This is a genomic window from Pseudomonas muyukensis, from assembly GCF_019139535.1.
Classification (GTDB): domain Bacteria; phylum Pseudomonadota; class Gammaproteobacteria; order Pseudomonadales; family Pseudomonadaceae; genus Aquipseudomonas; species Aquipseudomonas muyukensis.
Map to the genome: position 1 here is coordinate 223237 of NZ_CP077073.1, position 17281 is coordinate 240517.

Consider the following 17281-nt stretch of genomic DNA (forward strand, 5'->3'; position numbering starts at 1 on the left):
CTCAGGCCGAGGCTGCGTCGTAGAACAGCTCGCTGCTGCGCTGCTCGACCAGGGCCTGCTCGATGGCCGCCTGGTGCACTTCGTCGGCATGCTCCTCACGGGCTTCGGGCAGGATGCCAAGGCGGGCGAACAGTTGCATGTCCTTGTCGGCCTGCGGGTTGGCGGTGGTCAGCAGTTTCTCGCCATAGAAGATCGAGTTGGCCCCGGCCATGAACGCCAGTGCCTGCATCTGCTCGTTCATCTGCTCACGGCCGGCCGACAGCCGCACATGGGACTTGGGCATGAGGATACGGGCCACGGCCAGCATGCGGATGAAGTCGAACGGGTCGACATCTTGCTCCTCGGCCAGCGGCGTACCGGCAACCTTCACCAGCATGTTGATCGGCACCGACTCCGGGTGCTCGGGCAGGTTGGCCAGCTGGATCAACAGGCCGGCGCGGTCGTCCAGCGACTCGCCCATGCCGAGGATGCCGCCGGAGCAGATCTTCATCCCGGCATCGCGCACATAGGCCAGGGTCTGCAGGCGCTCGGCGTAGGTGCGGGTGGTGATGATGCTGGTGTAGAACTCCGGCGAGGTGTCGAGGTTGTGGTTGTAGTAGTCCAGGCCCGCCTGGGCCAGGGCCAGGGTCTGCTCCTGGTCGAGCTTGCCGAGGGTCATGCAGGTTTCCAGGCCCATGGCCTTGACCCCTTTGACCATCTCCAGCACGTAGGGCATGTCCTTGGCCGAGGGGTGCTTCCACGCCGCGCCCATGCAGAAGCGCGTGGAACCGATGGCCTTGGCCCGGGCAGCCTCCTCCAGCACCTTCTGCACTTCCATCAGCTTCTGTTTTTCCAGCCCGGTGTTGTAGTGGCCGGACTGCGGACAATATTTGCAATCTTCCGGGCAGGCGCCGGTCTTGATCGACAACAGGGTCGACACCTGTACACGGTTGGGGTCGAAGTGCGCGCGGTGCACGGTCTGGGCCTGGAACAGCAGGTCGTTGAACGGCTGCTGGAACAGCGCCTTGACCTCGGCCAGGGACCAGTCGTGACGTGTGGTTGCAATTGTACTGGCGCTCATCGGCGTTTCCTTAGCTAGGGTCTGACTGACGCCGGGAGAAGAAAACCTGCCAGCGCATCACGGATAGCTCGCATAGTCACGGAAGGCCCATGTACTGTCAACCAAACATAACAAACACGGTTTACAACTGTATAAATATCGATCAATCGTGTTTGCTGTGCGACGCGCCTGCCCAGCAGCCTTACCCGCTGTGCATGGACTGCGAACAGGAACTGCCCTGGCTGGGTGAGCACTGCCCCCGCTGCGCCCTGCCGCTGGCGCTCGGCGACCGCCCGTGCAACGGCTGTCGGCGCCGTCCACCGGGGTTTGGCCGGGTGGTCGCGCCGTGGCAATACGCCTTTCCGATCGACACCCTGATCAGCCGTTTCAAGCACAACAGCCAATGGCCGTTGGGGCGGCTGATGGCGCAACTGCTCGGCCATGCCCTGGAACATCGCTACAGCGAAGGCCTGCCACGCCCCGACGGGCTGCTGCCGGTGCCCCTGGCCCGGCGTCGACTGCGCCAGCGTGGCTTCAACCAGGCGGCGATGCTGGCGCGCTGGCTGGCCCGGCAACTGAACCTGCCCTGCACCGAACGCCTGCTCGAACGCTCGCGCGACACGCCAGCCCAGCAAGCCCTGGGGGCCAGAGCCCGGCGGCGCAACCTGCGCCAGGCCTTCGGCCTGCTGCCCGGCGCCGCTATCGAGGGCTTGCACCTGGCCGTGGTCGACGATGTGCTGACCACCGGCGCCACCGCGCAGGCCATCGCCCAGTTGCTGCGCAAGGCTGGCGCCCGACGCGTGGATATCTACTGCCTGGCCCGCACGCCCAGGCCGGGCCAGGCTTGACTTGGGCGCAGCCGGGCGGCAACGTCGCAGGACCCGAAGCAACCCCCGAAACCTGACCATGTCCCTGCCCGCCCTGCTCACCCAGCACATCGCCCGCCGTCCACAGCGCATCGCCCTGTTGCAGCATGTCGCCGAACAAGGCTCGATCACCCGCGCCGCCAAGGCCGCCGGCATCAGCTACAAGGCCGCCTGGGACGCCATCGACGAGCTCAACAACCTGGCCGCCCAGCCGCTGGTCGAGCGCAGCACCGGCGGGCGCGGCGGCGGTGGCGCGCGGCTGTCCGCCGAGGGCGCGCGGGTGCTGCGCCTGTATCAGCGCCTGCAGGCGTTGCAGGCGCAGGTGCTCGAGTCGGCCGAGGACAGCAGCGACTTCGACCTGCTGGGCCGCCTGATGCTGCGCACCAGTGCGCGCAATCAATTGCAAGGGCGCATCAGCGGCCTGCGCCGCGAAGGGCGGCATGACCGCATCAGCCTGGCGCTGGGCGGCGGGCTGGAGATCGAGGCGCTGATCACCCGCGGCAGCACCGAGCGCCTGGAGCTGACCCTGGGCGGCACGGTGGTGGCATTGCTCAAGGCCGGGTGGGTGCAGGTGCTGGGGGACGACGAGCCACCCGAGGCGGGCAGCAATTGCCTGCAGGCCGAGGTCGAAGAAGTGCTCGGTGGCGAGGACGCATCCTGCGAGGTACGCCTGGCGCTGGGCAACGGCCAGACCTTGTGCGCGCTCGCCGAGCAAGCGTGGCTGGCCGAGCATCGGATCGCCGCCGGCAGCGCGGTGCGCGCGCAGTTCCATCCCTCGTTCGTGTTATTGGGGGTGCCGGTTTAACCTGGGCGCTGGCTTGCCGGCGAAAGGGCTGTAACGCGGCCCCAGATCGGCGCCCTCGCCACCGACCGGCATGGGTTACCATGCGCCCACGCTGTCCCGTGCCTGGAGCTTCCATGTCCCACCCCTTCGACACCCTCACCCCCGACCTGGTCCTCGACGCCGTGGAAAGCCTCGGTTTTCTCAGCGATGCCCGGGTGCTGGCCCTCAACAGCTACGAGAACCGCGTCTACCAGGTAGGCATCGAAGGCGAACAACCGCTGATCGCCAAGTTCTACCGCCCCGGGCGCTGGAGCGATGCGGCCATTGTCGAAGAGCACGCCTTCAGCGCCGAGCTCACCGAGCACGAAGTGCCGGTGGTGGCGCCCATGCAACATGAGGGCCGCTCGCTGTTCGAACACGCGGGCTTTCGCTTCGCCCTGTTTCCACGCCTTGGCGGCCATGCGCCGGAGCCTGGCAACCTCGACCAGTTGTACCGCCTCGGCCAGTTGCTTGGCCGCCTGCATGCCATAGGCGCCACCCGGCCCTTCGTGCACCGTGAGCAGCTGACGGTGGACAACTTTGGCCACGCCTCGCTGAGCACCCTGCTGGACGGCAACTTCGTCCCCAGGGAACTGTTGCCCGCCTTCGAATCGGTGGCCCGCGACCTGCTCAAGCGCGTCGAGGAGCTCTACGCGCGCACGCCGCACCAGGTGATCCGCCTGCACGGCGACCTGCACCCAGGCAACCTGATGCACCGCGACGACCTCTACCACATGGTCGACCTCGACGACTGCCGCATGGGCCCGGCGGTGCAGGACCTGTGGATGATGCTGGCCGGCAGCCGCGAGGAGCGCCTGGGGCAACTGGCCGAACTGATCGACGGCTACAACGAGTTCCACGATTTCGACCCGCGCGAGCTGGCCCTGATCGAGCCGCTGCGCGCCCTGCGCCAGCTGCACTACAGCGCCTGGCTGGCACGCCGCTGGGACGACCCGGCGTTCCCGCCGAGCTTCCCCTGGTTCGGCCAGCCACGCTACTGGGGCGACCAGATCCTCGCCCTGCGCGAGCAGCTCGCCGCCCTGGATGAAGAGCCGCTGAAATTGTTCTAGATCTGCGGCACGCGCTGTCTACAATAGGCGCCGCTTTATTTAGCTACCTAAGCAAGGATTCTGCATGCACGCCGCCAACCCGCGTCGCGGGTACATTCTGGGCCTCGGCGCCTACATCATCTGGGGCCTGTTCCCCTTGTACTTCAAAGCCATCCAGAGCGTCCCGGCGGTGGAGATCATCGTCCACCGGGTGCTCTGGTCGGCATTGTTCGGCTCGCTGCTGCTACTGGTGTGGAAACACCCCGGCTGGTGGCGCGAGCTGCGCGAGAACCCGCGACGCCTGGCGATCCTGGCGCTCAGTGGTACGTTGATCGCCGGCAACTGGCTGACCTACGTGTGGGCGGTGAACAACGGCCGCATGCTCGAGGCCAGCCTGGGGTACTACATCAACCCGCTGATCAACGTGCTGCTGGGCATGCTGCTGCTCGGCGAACGCCTGCGTCGCCTGCAATGGCTGGCCGTGGGCCTGGCGGCGCTGGGCGTGGCGCAACAGGTGTGGCAGGTGGGCAGCCTGCCCTGGGTGTCGCTGGCTCTGGCGCTGTCGTTCGGCTTCTATGGCCTGATCCGCAAGCAGGCGCCGGTGCAGGCATTGCCCGGGCTGGTGGTGGAGACCTGGATGCTGGTGCCGCTGGCCATCGGCTGGCTGTTGCTGCATCCGAGCGCCAACAGCGCCAATGCCGAGTTCTTCAGCAGCAGCGAAGCGTTGTGGTTGATCGCCGCCGGCCCGGTCACCCTGGTACCGCTGGTGTGCTTCAACGCTGCCGCTCGCCACTTGCCCTACACCACCCTGGGCTTCCTGCAGTACCTGGCGCCGACCCTGGTACTGTTGCAGGCGGTACTGCTGTTCGACGAACACCTGACCTCCAGCAACCTGCTGGCGTTCGCCTGCATCTGGGCGGGGCTGGCGGTGTATAGCGTGGATGCCTGGTTGTCGCTGCGCAAGCGTGCCTGATCAGTTTTTGATCAAACCCATGCAGGCCACGCACTACGTGGCCTGTAGCAAGGTCTCCAGAGGTTATCCACACCCTCGTCCCCGTGCTTTGTGCACAAGCTGCTGATTTTTGGGTGTTTTTTGAGCAAATCTGTGTAGCAGGCAGTTTGCCTGGGCTGGAGCGGTGAACCCCCAGGTTATCCACAGGGCCTTCCCCGTGATATCGGGATAACCGCAGGGGGCCGCTTCGCGACACAAGGCCGCTCCTACAAAGGAACGCGTAGTCCTTGTAGGAGCGGCCTTGTGTCGCGAAAGGGCCGCAAAGCGGCCCCGGCAATCTTTGATCAGTCCTCTGCCCGCAACTGCAACTCCACCATCAAGTCATCGGCAAGGTTTTCCAATCGCTGCTGCAACTCATCCAGCGGCAAGGTCAACGGCAACGCCAACAGCGCATCAGCATGAAACAACGGCTCGCTGCTCATCGGCGCCGGGCGCACCTCTGTGGAAAACCGCTCGACGTTCACCCCAAGCTCTGCCAGCAGCCGGGTGATATCACGGACGATGCCCGGCCGGTCGTTGCCCACCAGTTCCATGGCAATCGGCTTCCAGGTGCAGGATGGCTCGATGCCGCTTTCGGCGATGAGTACCCGAATGCCGTGGTCACCCAGCTTGTGCAGCGACTCGACCAGCTCGGCGTAGTTCTCCGCCGGTACCGCCACCCGCAGGATCCCGGCAAACTGCCCGGCCATGCGCGACATGCGGCTTTCCAGCCAGTTGCCATTGTGATCGGCGATGCACTGGGCGATGCGTTCGACCTGCCCGGCCTTGTCGGGGGCGATCACGGTGAGTACGAGATGGTCCACGGGCCACTCCTTCTACTATGCTCGGGGCCGTGGCGAACGGCCATGAATCGGGATCGCATCAGTATAGGCAAGGCGCGGCAACCTGCCGCAGGACAGTCCACCGGAGTAATCGTGTACTGTTTCAAGATTTATCTGGAACAATCCACCTGTTTTTTGCGAACATACGTTCTCCCAGCGTGACCCTATGCGACTCATCGGTCGCGAAACGGCGCTTTTAGTCTGTGGTTTACCTGCCTGCTGCTTCATGTAGTATGCATCGACGCGGACTACAAAACGTCGTTTGGATGTCTGCCAAGGCGCCTGTGAAAATACGCCAACTGCCCGCCGGCCCGTCTGGCGAGCCGCACCCAGCCGCGCTCACCACGAGGGCATGCACTGGTGCCGTGTTTAGAGAAGCGCTACAGGCTTAATACAGAAGAGCGAAAGCGAAATAGCTGAGCAGAGGTGAGGCAAGCAATGACTGGATACGTTCAAGTCGGTGGCCTTCAGGTCGCCAAGGCCCTGTACGACTTCGTCAACCACGAAGCAATCCCTGGAACCGGTATCGAAGCCGATAAGTTCTGGGCCGGGGCGGCAGAGATCATTAACGACCTCGCTCCAAAGAACAAAGCCCTGCTCGCCAAGCGCGACGAGCTGCAAGCCAAGATCGACGCCTGGCACCAGGCACGCAAGGGCCAGGCCCACGACGCCGCAGCCTACAAGCGCTTCCTCCAGGAAATCGGCTACCTGCTGCCACAAGCCGACGATTTCCAGGCCAGCACGCAGAACGTCGATGAAGAAATCGCCGTGATGGCCGGCCCGCAGCTGGTGGTGCCGGTGATGAACGCCCGCTTCGCCCTGAACGCCGCCAACGCCCGCTGGGGCTCGCTGTACGACGCCCTCTACGGCACCGACGCCATCAGCGACGAAGGTGGCGCCGAAAAAGGCCAGGGCTACAACAAGGTGCGTGGCGACAAGGTCATTGCCTTCGCCCGCGCCTTCCTCGACGAAGCCGCGCCCCTGGCTGCCGGCTCCCACGTCGACTCCACCGGCTACCGCATCGAAGCCGGCAAGTTGGTGGTTGCCCTCAAAGGCGGCAGCAACAGCGGCCTGCGCGACGACGCCCAGCTGATCGGCTTCCATGGCGACGCCAAAGCGCCGACCGCGGTGCTGCTCAAGCACAACGGCCTGCACTTCGAGATCCAGGTCGATGCCAGCACCCCGGTCGGTAGCACCGACGCCGCCGGCGTGAAGGACATCCTCATGGAGTCGGCGCTGACCACCATCATGGACTGCGAAGACTCGGTCGCCGCGGTCGATGCCGACGACAAGGTCATCGTCTACCGCAACTGGCTGGGCCTGATGAAGGGCGACCTGGCCGAAAGCGTGAGCAAGGGCGGCAAGACCTTCACCCGCACCATGAACCCAGACCGCGAATACGCCGCGCCCAACGGCGGCAGCGTGACCCTGCATGGTCGCTCGTTGCTGTTCGTGCGCAACGTGGGCCACCTGATGACCAACCCGGCGATCCTCGACGCCCAGGGCAACGAGATCCCCGAGGGCATCCAGGACGGCCTGTTCACCAACCTGATCGCCCTGCACAACCTCAACGGCAACACCAGCCGCAAGAACACCCGCAGCGGCAGCGTGTACATCGTCAAGCCGAAGATGCACGGCCCCGAGGAAGTGGCGTTCGCCGCCGAGATCTTCAGCCGCGTCGAAGACCTGCTGGGCATGCCACGCAACACCGTCAAGGTCGGCATCATGGACGAGGAGCGCCGCACCACGGTCAATCTCAAGGCCTGCATCAAGGCCGCCGCCGAGCGCGTGGCGTTCATCAACACCGGTTTCCTCGACCGCACCGGCGACGAGATCCACACCTCCATGGAAGCCGGCGCCGTGGTGCGCAAGGGCGCCATGAAGAACGAGAAGTGGATCGGCGCCTACGAGAACAACAACGTCGACGTCGGCCTTGCCACCGGCCTGCAGGGCCGCGCGCAGATCGGCAAGGGCATGTGGGCCATGCCGGACCTGATGGCCGCCATGCTCGAGCAGAAGATCGCCCACCCGCTGGCGGGTGCCAACACCGCCTGGGTACCGTCGCCGACCGCCGCCACCCTGCACGCCCTGCACTACCACAAGGTCGACGTGCAGGCCCGTCAGCGCGAGCTGGCCAGCCGCACCCCGGCTTCGGTCGACGACATCCTGAGCATTCCGCTGGCGGCCAACACCAATTGGTCGGCCGACGAGATCCGCAACGAGCTGGACAACAACGCCCAGGGCATCCTCGGCTATGTGGTGCGCTGGATCGACCAGGGCGTGGGTTGCTCGAAAGTGCCGGACATCAACGATGTCGGCCTGATGGAAGACCGCGCCACCCTGCGCATCTCGGCGCAGTTGCTGGCCAACTGGCTGCGCCACGGCGTGGTCACCCAGGACCAGGTGCTGGAAAGCCTCAAGCGCATGGCCGCGGTGGTCGACAAGCAGAACGCCGGCGATGCCCTGTACCGGCCGATGGCGCCAAACTTCGATGACAACATCGCGTTCCAGGCGGCCATCGAGCTGGTGATCGAAGGCGCCAAGCAGCCGAACGGCTACACCGAGCCCGTGCTGCACCGCCGCCGTCGCGAGTTCAAGGCGCGTAACGGGCTGTAAACAGCCAGCAACGCATCGCGGGGCAAGCCCGCTCCCACGCCTCTCCAGCGTGGGAGCGGGCTTGCCCCGCGATCGTTTTCAGCCCTGATCCATTCTCAACTCACGTCGCACCAGCTCCAGGAGCTTCCCCAGGTCCACCGGCTTGAGCAGGAAATCCACCACCCCCAGGTGCATCACGTCCACCGCCTCCTTCACATCGGTGTCGCCCGACACCACGATGATCGACAGCGCCGCCCGCTCCGACTCACGCACCTGACGGATCAGCTCCAGGCCATCGGCCGGCTGCATGCGCAGGTCGGTGATCATCAGCGCGATACGCGGCTCGTAATGCAGCTTGAGCATGGCCTCCTGCGCCCCATCGGCGGTCATGCAGGCAATGCCCCGACTCTTCAGGTACAGGCTCAACGCCTCGCTGCTCACCGGGTTGTCGTCGACCACCAGCACCACCGGCCTTGGCCCGGCAGGGGCAGTCACCCCGGCCAGCGCCTCGCGCTCGGCGTCACTCAGGATGTCGTCATGCTCAGCCATGGCCACTCTCGTCAAAAAAATCTCGGTCGCAGCTTAGGACCGCAAAAGTTGCGCTACCCGGTTCGCCTTTCGTCGGGTCCTTGACAGTGCCCGCCCTAGACTTACGTCCAATGGGCACCACATGACGGCCAGCCGACCATGGAGGCCGAGAACAACAAAGCCGAGCTCTATATATAGATATATATAGTTCGGCGTAGCGATACGGTCAGCTTCATGAGCAAAAAGGACGCCTACACCCAGGCAGGCAGGACCGCGGTACTGCAGAACATCCAGGGCACCCTGCAATTTCTGCAACGGTTCCCACCGTTCAACCAGATGGAACACAGCCACCTGGCCTACCTGGTGGAACAGTGCCAGCTGCGCTTCTACGCGGGCGGCGAAAGCATCATCAAGCCCGCCGACGGGCCGGTGGAGCACTTCTACATCGTCAAGCAGGGCCGGGTGGTCGGCGAACGCCACCACGTGACCAAGCCGGGTACCGAGACCACCTTCGAGATCACCAGTGGCGAGTGCTTCCCCCTGGCCGCGCTGCTGGGCGAACGGGCGACCCGCACCGAGCATTTGGCCGGTGAGGACACCTTCTGCCTGCAACTGAACAAGGCGGCGTTCATCCGGCTGTTCTCGATGTCCGACGTGTTCCGCGACTTCGCCTTGCGCGGCGTCAGCAGCCTGCTCGACCAGGTCAACCAGCAAGTGCGCCAGCGCGCGGTGGAAACCCTCGGCACCCAGTACTCGCTGAATACCCCGCTGGGCGAGCTGGCCCTGCGCCATCCCGTGGTCTGCGCAGCCGACACCCCGCTGCGCGAGGCCGTGCACCTGATGCACGAGCAGCAGGTCGGCAGCATCGTCATCGTCGACCCGCAGCGCTACCCCACCGGCATCTTCACCCTGCGCGACCTGCGCCAGGTGGTGGCGGACCCAGGCGCCGAGCTGACAGCGCCGATCGAACGCTACATGACACCCCGGCCGTTCCACCTCAGCCCCCAGGCCAGCGCCTTCGACGCCGCCATGGCGATGACCGAGCGGCACATCGCCCACGTCTGCCTGGTGGAAAACCAGCGCCTGTGCGGGGTGATCTCCGAGCGCGACCTGTTTTCCCTGCAGCGGGTCGACCTGGTGCACCTGGCGCGCACCATCCGCCATGCCCCACGCCTGGACAGCCTGGTGGCGCTGCGCGGCGAGATCGGCCAACTGGTCGAGCGCATGCTCGCCCACGGCGCCTCCTCCACGCAGATCACCCAGATCATCACCCTGCTCAACGACCACACCGTGTGCCGGGTGATCGAGTTGGCCATCGCCGAGCGCGGCGACCCGGGCGTGCCGTTCAGCTGGCTGTGCTTCGGCAGCGAAGGCCGCCGCGAACAGACCCTGCACACCGACCAGGACAACGGCATTCTGTTCGAGGCCCGCGACCCCGCCGAGGCCGAGGCGATCCGCGCCAGGCTGCTGCCGCTGGCCCAATACATCAACCACAACCTGGCGCAGTGCGGCTTCACCCTGTGCAAGGGCAACGTGATGGCCGGCAACCCTGAACTGTGCCTGTCGCGTGGCGAATGGGCGCGGCGCTTCGCCGGTTTCGTGCGCGAGGCCAGCCCGGAAAACCTGCTGGGCTCGAGCATCTATTTCGACCTGCGCGTGGTCTGGGGTGACGAACAAGGCTGCGAGCAACTGCGCCAGGCCCTGCTCGAGCAAGTTGCCGACAACCGCCTGTTCCAGCGCATGATGGCCGACAACGCCCTGCGCCAGCGCCCACCGGTGGGGCGCCTGCGCGAGTTCGTGCTGACTCGCCAGGGCGACGACAAGGCCGCCACCCTCGACCTCAAGGTCCAGGGCCTGACACCCTTCGTCGACGGCGCCCGGCTGCTGGCCCTGGCCAACGGCATTGGCGCCTGCAACACCCTTGAACGCCTGCGCCAGCTGGTCGCCAAGGGCGTCATCGAGGCGCTGGATGGCGCCGCCTATGAAGAGGCCTACCACTTCATCCAGCAGACCCGCATGCAACAGCACCAGCGCCAGACCCGCGACAACCTGGCGTACTCCAACCGGCTCGACCCTGACAGCCTCAACCACCTGGACCGGCGCATCCTGCGCGAGTCCCTGCGCCAGGCCCAACGCCTGCAAAGCAGCCTGGCCCTGCGGTACCAGCTGTGAAGCTGTTCGCCTGGCTGCGCCCGCCCATGCCCGAGCTGAGCGCACCGCTGTGCCAGCGCCTGGCCCGCTTGCCGCGCCCGGCACCGGCGGCGGTGTGCTCGCTGCGCGAACAGCGCTGGGTGGTGCTCGACCTGGAGACCAGCGGCCTGAACCCCAACCGCGACCAGGTCCTGTCGATTGGCGCAGTGGCCATCGAGGACGGCGCCATCGACCTGGGCCGCCCGTTCGAACGTACCCTGCGCCGCCCTGAACAGAAGACCAACGCCAGCGTGCTGATCCACGGCCTGGGCCCTAGCGCCCTGGCCGCCGGCTGCGACCCGGCCGAGGCACTCCTGGAATTGCTGGAATTCATCGGCGACAGCCCGGTGCTGGCGTTCCATGCGCCGTTCGACCAGCGCATGCTCGAACGCGCCGTGAAAAGCAGCCTGGGCCTGCGCCTGCAGCATCCATTTCTGGATGTCGCCGAACTGGCGCCGATGCTCAACCCCGACACCGTTCTGCGCGAAGCCGGGCTGGACGACTGGATCGCCCGTTTCGGTCTTGAAGTGCAAGCCCGCCACCATGCCAGCGCCGACGCCCAGGTAACTGCCGAGCTGGCATTGATTCTGTTCAGCCAGGCCCGTCGCCAGCAGTTGGACAGCCCGTTGCAATTGCGTCAGCGGCTCGGCCAGTGGCAGCGACGCAAGGTGCAGCACCATGGTCTGTGAATCATGCATCGCCCAGCAGGGACTGCACCTGGCCTGAAGAGCAAGGCAAAACGTTTGCGCGTGCAGCCCCTGCCATGCTGGCAATCCGATAAGCGTCAATTGCGCCGCCACCCCCGCCTCTGCCACAATCGCGAATAATTATCGTTAGTTAACGTATATTTTTCCGGGGGGCGTTCCTTGACGTCTGCGCACAGTCCACATGCCGAGCTGGTCGGGTCGCTGTATCGCGACCATCGCGCCTGGCTGCTCGCCTGGCTGCAGCGCAGCACCGCCTGTCGCCAGCGCGCCGAGGACCTGAGCCAGGACACGTTCGTGCGCCTGCTGGGCCGCGACCAGCTGGACACTCCCCGTGAACCCCGGGCATTCCTGGCCGCCGTGGCCAAGGGCCTGTTGTTCGACCACTTTCGCCGCGCCGCCCTCGAGCAGGCCTACCTGGCGGAACTGGCGCGGGTAGCCGAAGCCGAACAACCCTCCCCGGAACTCCAGCACCTGATCCTCGAGGACCTCAAGGCCATCGACCGCTTGCTCGGCAAGCTGTCGAGCAAGGCCCGCGCGGCCTTCCTGTACAACCGCCTGGACGGCCTCGGCCACGCCGAGATCGCCGAGCGCCTGGGGGTGTCGGTGTCCCGCGTGCGCCAGTACCTCGCCCAGGGCCTGCGCCAGTGCTACATCGCCCTGTACGGGGAACCGACATGAGCCATGCCCCGGTGTCCAGCGAGGTGCTGGAAGCGGCGATCGCCTGGAAGCTGTGCCTGGATGAAGGTAGCGGTACCCCGGATGAGCGCAACGACTTCATGCGCTGGCATGCCGCCCATGAGGAACACGCCCGCGCCTGGCGCCAGCTAGGCGCCCTCGATCAACGCGTGCAGGCCGCCGCCGGCCCGGTGCGGCATACCCTGTTGCAGTCGCGCGCGGGCCTGCGCCAGCGCCTGGGCGGGCTCGGCGGTGGCCTGGCCGGCCTGGTGCTGCTGGGCGGGTTGCTGCTCGGTGCCGGGGTCCCGACCTTGGCACCGACCTACTGGTTGGCCGACCAGCGCACCGGCACCGGCGAAATGCGCACCCTGCGCCTGGAAGACGGCACCTTGCTGAGCCTGAACACCCAGACGGCGGTGGACATCGACTTCCAGGGCGAGCAGCGGCTGATCGTGCTGCACCAGGGCGAAATCTCGGTCGAGACGGGCCATGAAGACACCCGGCCGCTGCTGGTACGCACCGACGAAGGCCGCCTGAGGCCGTTGGGCACGCGCTTTTTGGTCAAGCGCGAAGACCAGGGCACCCGCCTGGAGGTGCTGCAGGCCTCGGTCGCGGCCAAACCGCAGAACAGCGGCGATGAACAAGTGCTGCGCGAGGGCCAGCAAGTGTTGATGAGCGCCGACGGCCTGGGCCGGGTTGCCCCGGTGGCGCCGGGCAGCGATGCCTGGACCCGCGGCATGCTGGTTGTGGACAACGTGCGCCTGGCCGAGCTGCTGGCCACCCTTGGCCAGTACCGCAGCGGCCACCTGGGCGTCGCCGACGAGGTGGCCGACCTGCGCGTGAGCGGCAGCTTCCCGCTGACCGACACCGACCTGGCCCTGGCCTCGCTGCTGCCGGCGCTGCCAGTGAAGATCGAACGGCACACGCCGTGGTGGGTGACCGTCACCGCCCGATAGGCCCACGCCCAACTGGCCTTTGTAGACGCTGGCTTGCCGGCTCGCAAAGGCTTGTGCAAATCAGTCGCATTTTTTTTCACGTCCCCCTGTCACTTTCCCACTCTCGCTCGGCAAGGAAGCAGTCAGCACTATTTCGTCGAGGAGCCGCTGCATGTCCCGTGCCGTTGATGCTTTGCTTCGCCCCAGCCTGATGGCCCTGGCCATCGGCCTGGCCGCCCCGTTGGCCAGCCCTGCCCTGTTCGCCGCCGAGCAGGCTGCGCCGCGGGCCTACAACCTGCCCAGCGGCCCGCTGGCCAGCACCCTCAACCAGATCGCCAGCCAGGCCGGCATTGCCCTGGCCATTGACCCGAACCTGGTCCAGGGCCGCGCCTCGGCCCCCGTCAACGGCCAGTACGATGCCCTCGGCGCCATGCAGGCAGCCCTGCGCGGCACCGGCCTGCAATTGCAGCAGGGCAGCGCCGGCAGCTACAGCCTGGTGGCCGTCTCTGGGGGCACCCTGGCGCTGCCGGAAACCAATATCAACGCCAACAGCAGCTATGAAAGCGCCTGGGGACCGGTCGAGGGCTATACCGCCAAACGCACAGCCGCCGGTACCAAGACCGACACCGCACTGGTCGAAGTCCCACGCTCCATTTCCGTCGCCACCCGCCAGCAGATGAGCGACCGCGGCGTGCACAGCCTGGATGACGCGGTGAAGTACATGCCGGGTATCGTCTCGGCCAGTTTCGGCAGCGACACCCGCTATGACTGGATGCGTGTACGCGGCTTCGAGCCGACCCAGTTCCTCGACGGCCTGCCCCTGCCCCGCGGCGTGTATGCCACCCCGAAACCTGAAACCTGGAACCTCGACCGCCTTGCGCTGCTGCGTGGCCCGGCCTCGTCGGTGTATGGCCAGACCCCGCCCGGAGGCCTGCTGGACATGGTCAGCCGCCGCCCCCAGGCTGAGAGCAGCCACGAGATCCAACTGCAGTACGGCAGCGACAACCACCGCCAGATCAACTTCGCCAGCACCGGCAAGATCGATGAGCAAGGTCAGTTTCTCTATGGCATCAGCGGTGTCGTACGCGACAGCGGTACGCAGATCGACCATATCGAGAACAAGCGCTACAACATCGCCCCAAGCCTGAGCTGGAACATCGACGAAGACACTTCGCTGACATTCCTCAGCCAGTTCACCCGTGACGACACCGGCGCCACCAGCCAGTTCTACCCCATACAAGGCACCAAGATCGACATGCCATTCGGCAAGATCTCCCGCCACAAGAACCTTGGCGATCCGGACTACGAGTTCTACGACCGCACTTACTACGCCCTGGGTTATGCCTTCGAGCATCGTTTCAACGATGTCTGGCAATTCCGCCAGAACCTGCGCTACACCAAGACAGAGTTGTCATTCCAAACGATCACCGTCGGCAGCTACTACCAGCCAAACGGCCCCGTGGACAACGAGGGCAATGCCAGCCGCATGTCGACCAATGTCGACGAGGACATCAGCCAGTTCGCCCTCGACAACAACTTCCAGGCCGACTTCACTACCGCTGACATCAGCCACACCGTGCTGATCGGCCTGGATCACCAGCGCACCGACTCCGACTTCCTCTCCATCTATGGCTTCGGGCTGCCGACAACGAACGTCAATAATCCGGTTTACGGCTTGCCGATCACCCGACCGCCCCGTTCCTCGGCTTACCTGGACTACAACCAGAAAACCGTCCAGACCGGGCTCTACATCCAGGACCAGATGGCACTCGACAAATGGCGCCTGACCCTGGGCGGGCGCGAGGACTGGGTACACACTGGCACCACCTTCCACAACCTGGGTGATGCCACCAGCACCCAACGCGACAAGCAGTTCAGCGGCAACGCGGCGCTCAGCTACGTGTTCGACTCAGGCTTCGTCCCCTACCTGTCCTACGCCGAGTCATTCCAGCCAAGCAGCGGCTCTGAAGCCAGCCCTGAAAAGTCGTTCAAGCCCACCGAAGGCAAGCAGTGGGAACTGGGTATCAAGTACCAACCCCCTGGTTCCAACACGTTGTTGTCCGCCGCTGTGTATGACCTCACCCAGAAAAACGTGACCGTCACCAACAACGTGGGTGGAAAGCCCGTCTCCAGCCAGACGGGTGAAGTGAAAGTCCACGGCCTGGAGCTTGAGGCGGTCTCGGACGTCACCGACAACCTCAAGGTGATCGCCGCCTACACCCTGGCCAAGTCCGAAGTCCAGAAAGGGCAGTACAAAGGCAACCGCCTGCAACAGATGCCCAACCAGCAGGCCTCCTTGTGGGCCGACTACACCTGGCATACCGGTGTGCTTGACGGCTTCGGCATTGGCTTGGGCGCACGTTACACCGGCAATCGCTACGGTGACGAAGCCAATACCTGGCTCGGCAAGAGCAAGGCCTACACGGTGTTCGACGCCGCCGTGCACTACGACCTGGGGCGCCTGGACAACAGCCTCAAGGGCGCCTCGGTGGCGATCAACGCCAGCAACCTGCTGAACAAGGACTATCTGTCCACCTGCGACGGCTACTACTGCTACTACGGCGACCAGCGCAGTGTTGTCGCCAGCGCCACCTACAAGTTCTGAGTGACCTAAGCCCTCAGGTGCCCCACCCGCTCCCAGCATGGGCGCGGGCAGGGCCCCCGAGGGCGCAAGGAGCCGTGATGAAAAGCCAAACCATCCGCCGCTGGTCGACGATCCACACCTGGAGCAGCCTGGTGTGCACGCTGTTCCTGCTGCTGCTGGCACTGACCGGCCTGCCGCTGATCTTCCACCACGAACTGGAACACCTGCTGGGCGACGCCCCCGAATTGCGCGAGATGCCCGCCGGCACCCCGCACCTGGACCTGCAGCAACTGGTGCTCAAGGCCGAGCAACACCGCCCCGGCGAGGTGATGCAGTACTTCGGCTACGAAGAGGACGAACCCAACGGCGTGGTGGCGATCATGGCCGCCACCGCCGGCACCCACCCCGACCAGTCGCACACCTTCATGCTCGACGCCCGCACCGGCGAGGCCGTGGCCATGCCGGCGGCCAACGGCGGCTTGATGATGACCTTCCTGCGCCTGCACGTGGACATGTTCGTCGGCCTGCCCGGCAAGTTGCTGCTGGCGTTCATGGGCGTGCTGTTCGTCGTCGCGATCGTCTCCGGCACCGTGCTTTACGCCCCCTTCATGCGCCGCTTGAAGTTCGCCACGGTGCGCCACGACAAGTCCACGCGCCTGCGCTGGCTCGACCTGCACAACCTGATCGGCGTGGTCACCCTGACCTGGGCCCTGGTGGTCGGTGTCACCGGAGTGATCAGTGCCCTGTCGGACCTGGTGATCGCCGCCTGGCGCAACGACAGCCTGGCGGCCATGGTCGCCCCCTACCGCGATGCCCCGCCGCTCACCGAGCGCGCGCCAGCCACCAGGCTGCTGGCGATCGCCGAACAGGCGGCGCCCGGCATGCGCCCGGACTTCATCGCCTTCCCTGGCACGCGCTTCTCCAGTGAACACCATTACGCGGTGTTCATGAACGGGGCCACGCACCTGAGCGCGCACCTGTTCACGCCCGTGCTGATCGACGCCCGCACCCTCGAGGTGACCGCCGTCGGCGATCGCCCCTGGTACATGGATGCCATGGGCCTGTCGCAGCCCTTGCACTTCGGCGACTACGGCGGCCGGCCGATGCAGATCCTCTGGGCGCTGCTCGATGTGCTGACCATCGTCGTGCTGTGCAGCGGGCTGTACCTGTGGTGGGGCAAGCAGCGCAAGCCGCGGGAGGCGCAGGCATGAGCCACAGATCGCAATCGACCCGCAGGATCTTCGCCTGGCCGCTGGCGGTCGCCCTGCTCAGCGCTGTCGGGCTGTTCGCCGCGCTGCTCGGCGATGGGCTCTGGGACAGCCTGTCGTGGCTGGGCCTGGGCGCGTCCGCGCTGCTTGGGCTGAGCGGTTTCTGGCCGCGCCGACAGCGATAGCCGATTACCGCCGCGGCCCTTGCCAGAGCGGGCATGGTGGGCACCTGATTGCCAAGGAGCCCCA

At 65.8% G+C, this 17281-nt stretch carries 14 protein-coding genes and 1 pseudogene; 12 read left to right on the top strand and 3 right to left on the bottom strand.

The genetic code is table 11. From position 1 onward, the window contains the following. Position 1: 1 nt before the first annotated feature. Complete coding sequence (gene bioB / locus KSS95_RS01135) at positions 2 to 1060, bottom strand: biotin synthase BioB (RefSeq protein WP_217850843.1); 1059 nt, start codon at positions 1058 to 1060, stop codon at positions 2 to 4. Between the two features lie 89 nt (positions 1061 to 1149). On the opposite strand from bioB, the gene KSS95_RS01140 reads away from it, so the two are divergent. From KSS95_RS01140 to rarD, 4 genes are all read left to right on the top strand, one after another. Continuing rightward, on the top strand, positions 1150 to 1887 hold the full coding sequence (locus KSS95_RS01140; RefSeq protein ID WP_217850845.1) for a ComFC family protein: 738 nt from the start codon (positions 1150 to 1152) through the stop codon (positions 1885 to 1887). A 58-nt stretch (positions 1888 to 1945) separates the two neighbouring features. Further along, complete coding sequence (locus KSS95_RS01145; RefSeq protein WP_217850846.1) at positions 1946 to 2710, top strand: TOBE domain-containing protein; 765 nt, start codon at positions 1946 to 1948, stop codon at positions 2708 to 2710. 113 nt (positions 2711 to 2823) lie between these two features. Further along, entirely contained in the window at positions 2824 to 3798 is a 975-nt protein-coding gene (locus KSS95_RS01150; protein ID WP_217850848.1) for a serine/threonine protein kinase, read from the top strand. Positions 3799 to 3862: 64 nt separating this feature from the next. Beyond that, positions 3863 to 4750 carry an EamA family transporter RarD gene (gene rarD, locus KSS95_RS01155; protein WP_217850849.1) on the top strand — a complete coding sequence of 296 codons (888 nt, stop codon included), beginning with the start codon at positions 3863 to 3865 and terminating at the stop codon, positions 4748 to 4750. Between the two features lie 323 nt (positions 4751 to 5073). On the opposite strand, the gene KSS95_RS01160 is transcribed toward rarD, so the two are convergent. After that, positions 5074 to 5592, bottom strand: a complete 519-nt coding sequence (locus KSS95_RS01160; RefSeq protein ID WP_217850851.1) for a glycine cleavage system transcriptional repressor — start codon at positions 5590 to 5592, stop codon at positions 5074 to 5076. A gap of 456 nt (positions 5593 to 6048) precedes the next feature. On the opposite strand from KSS95_RS01160, the gene KSS95_RS01165 reads away from it, so the two are divergent. Continuing rightward, on the top strand, positions 6049 to 8226 hold the full coding sequence (locus KSS95_RS01165) for a malate synthase G (RefSeq protein ID WP_217850852.1): 2178 nt from the start codon (positions 6049 to 6051) through the stop codon (positions 8224 to 8226). Between the two features lie 78 nt (positions 8227 to 8304). Here the strand turns inward: KSS95_RS01165 and KSS95_RS01170 are convergent. Further along, a pseudogene (locus KSS95_RS01170) lies at positions 8305 to 8875 on the bottom strand (response regulator). Between the two features lie 92 nt (positions 8876 to 8967). Between KSS95_RS01170 and KSS95_RS01175 the strand changes: the two are divergent. The 7 genes from KSS95_RS01175 (at position 8968) to KSS95_RS01205 (ending at position 17217) form a co-directional block, all read left to right on the top strand. Then, a complete protein-coding gene (locus tag KSS95_RS01175; protein ID WP_217850861.1) occupies positions 8968 to 10905 on the top strand; it encodes a DUF294 nucleotidyltransferase-like domain-containing protein in 1938 nt (645 codons plus the stop codon). Beyond that, on the top strand, positions 10902 to 11612 hold the full coding sequence (locus KSS95_RS01180; protein ID WP_217850868.1) for a 3'-5' exonuclease: 711 nt from the start codon (positions 10902 to 10904) through the stop codon (positions 11610 to 11612). Before KSS95_RS01175 ends, KSS95_RS01180 begins: the two co-directional genes overlap by 4 nt. A 177-nt stretch (positions 11613 to 11789) precedes the next feature. Next, complete coding sequence (locus KSS95_RS01185) at positions 11790 to 12308, top strand: RNA polymerase sigma factor (RefSeq protein ID WP_217850870.1); 519 nt, start codon at positions 11790 to 11792, stop codon at positions 12306 to 12308. Next, on the top strand, positions 12305 to 13261 hold the full coding sequence (locus KSS95_RS01190) for a FecR domain-containing protein (protein WP_217850871.1): 957 nt from the start codon (positions 12305 to 12307) through the stop codon (positions 13259 to 13261). The genes KSS95_RS01185 and KSS95_RS01190 overlap by 4 nt, the downstream gene beginning before the upstream one ends. Before the next feature lie 151 nt (positions 13262 to 13412). Further along, on the top strand, positions 13413 to 15845 hold the full coding sequence (locus KSS95_RS01195) for a TonB-dependent siderophore receptor (protein WP_217850873.1): 2433 nt from the start codon (positions 13413 to 13415) through the stop codon (positions 15843 to 15845). A 77-nt stretch (positions 15846 to 15922) separates the two neighbouring features. Further along, positions 15923 to 17035, top strand: coding sequence for a PepSY-associated TM helix domain-containing protein (locus KSS95_RS01200; RefSeq protein WP_217850875.1), 1113 nt, complete (start codon positions 15923 to 15925; stop codon positions 17033 to 17035). Next, positions 17032 to 17217, top strand: a complete 186-nt coding sequence (locus tag KSS95_RS01205; protein WP_217850877.1) for a hypothetical protein — start codon at positions 17032 to 17034, stop codon at positions 17215 to 17217. The genes KSS95_RS01200 and KSS95_RS01205 overlap by 4 nt, the downstream gene beginning before the upstream one ends. Positions 17218 to 17281 lie beyond the last annotated feature (64 nt).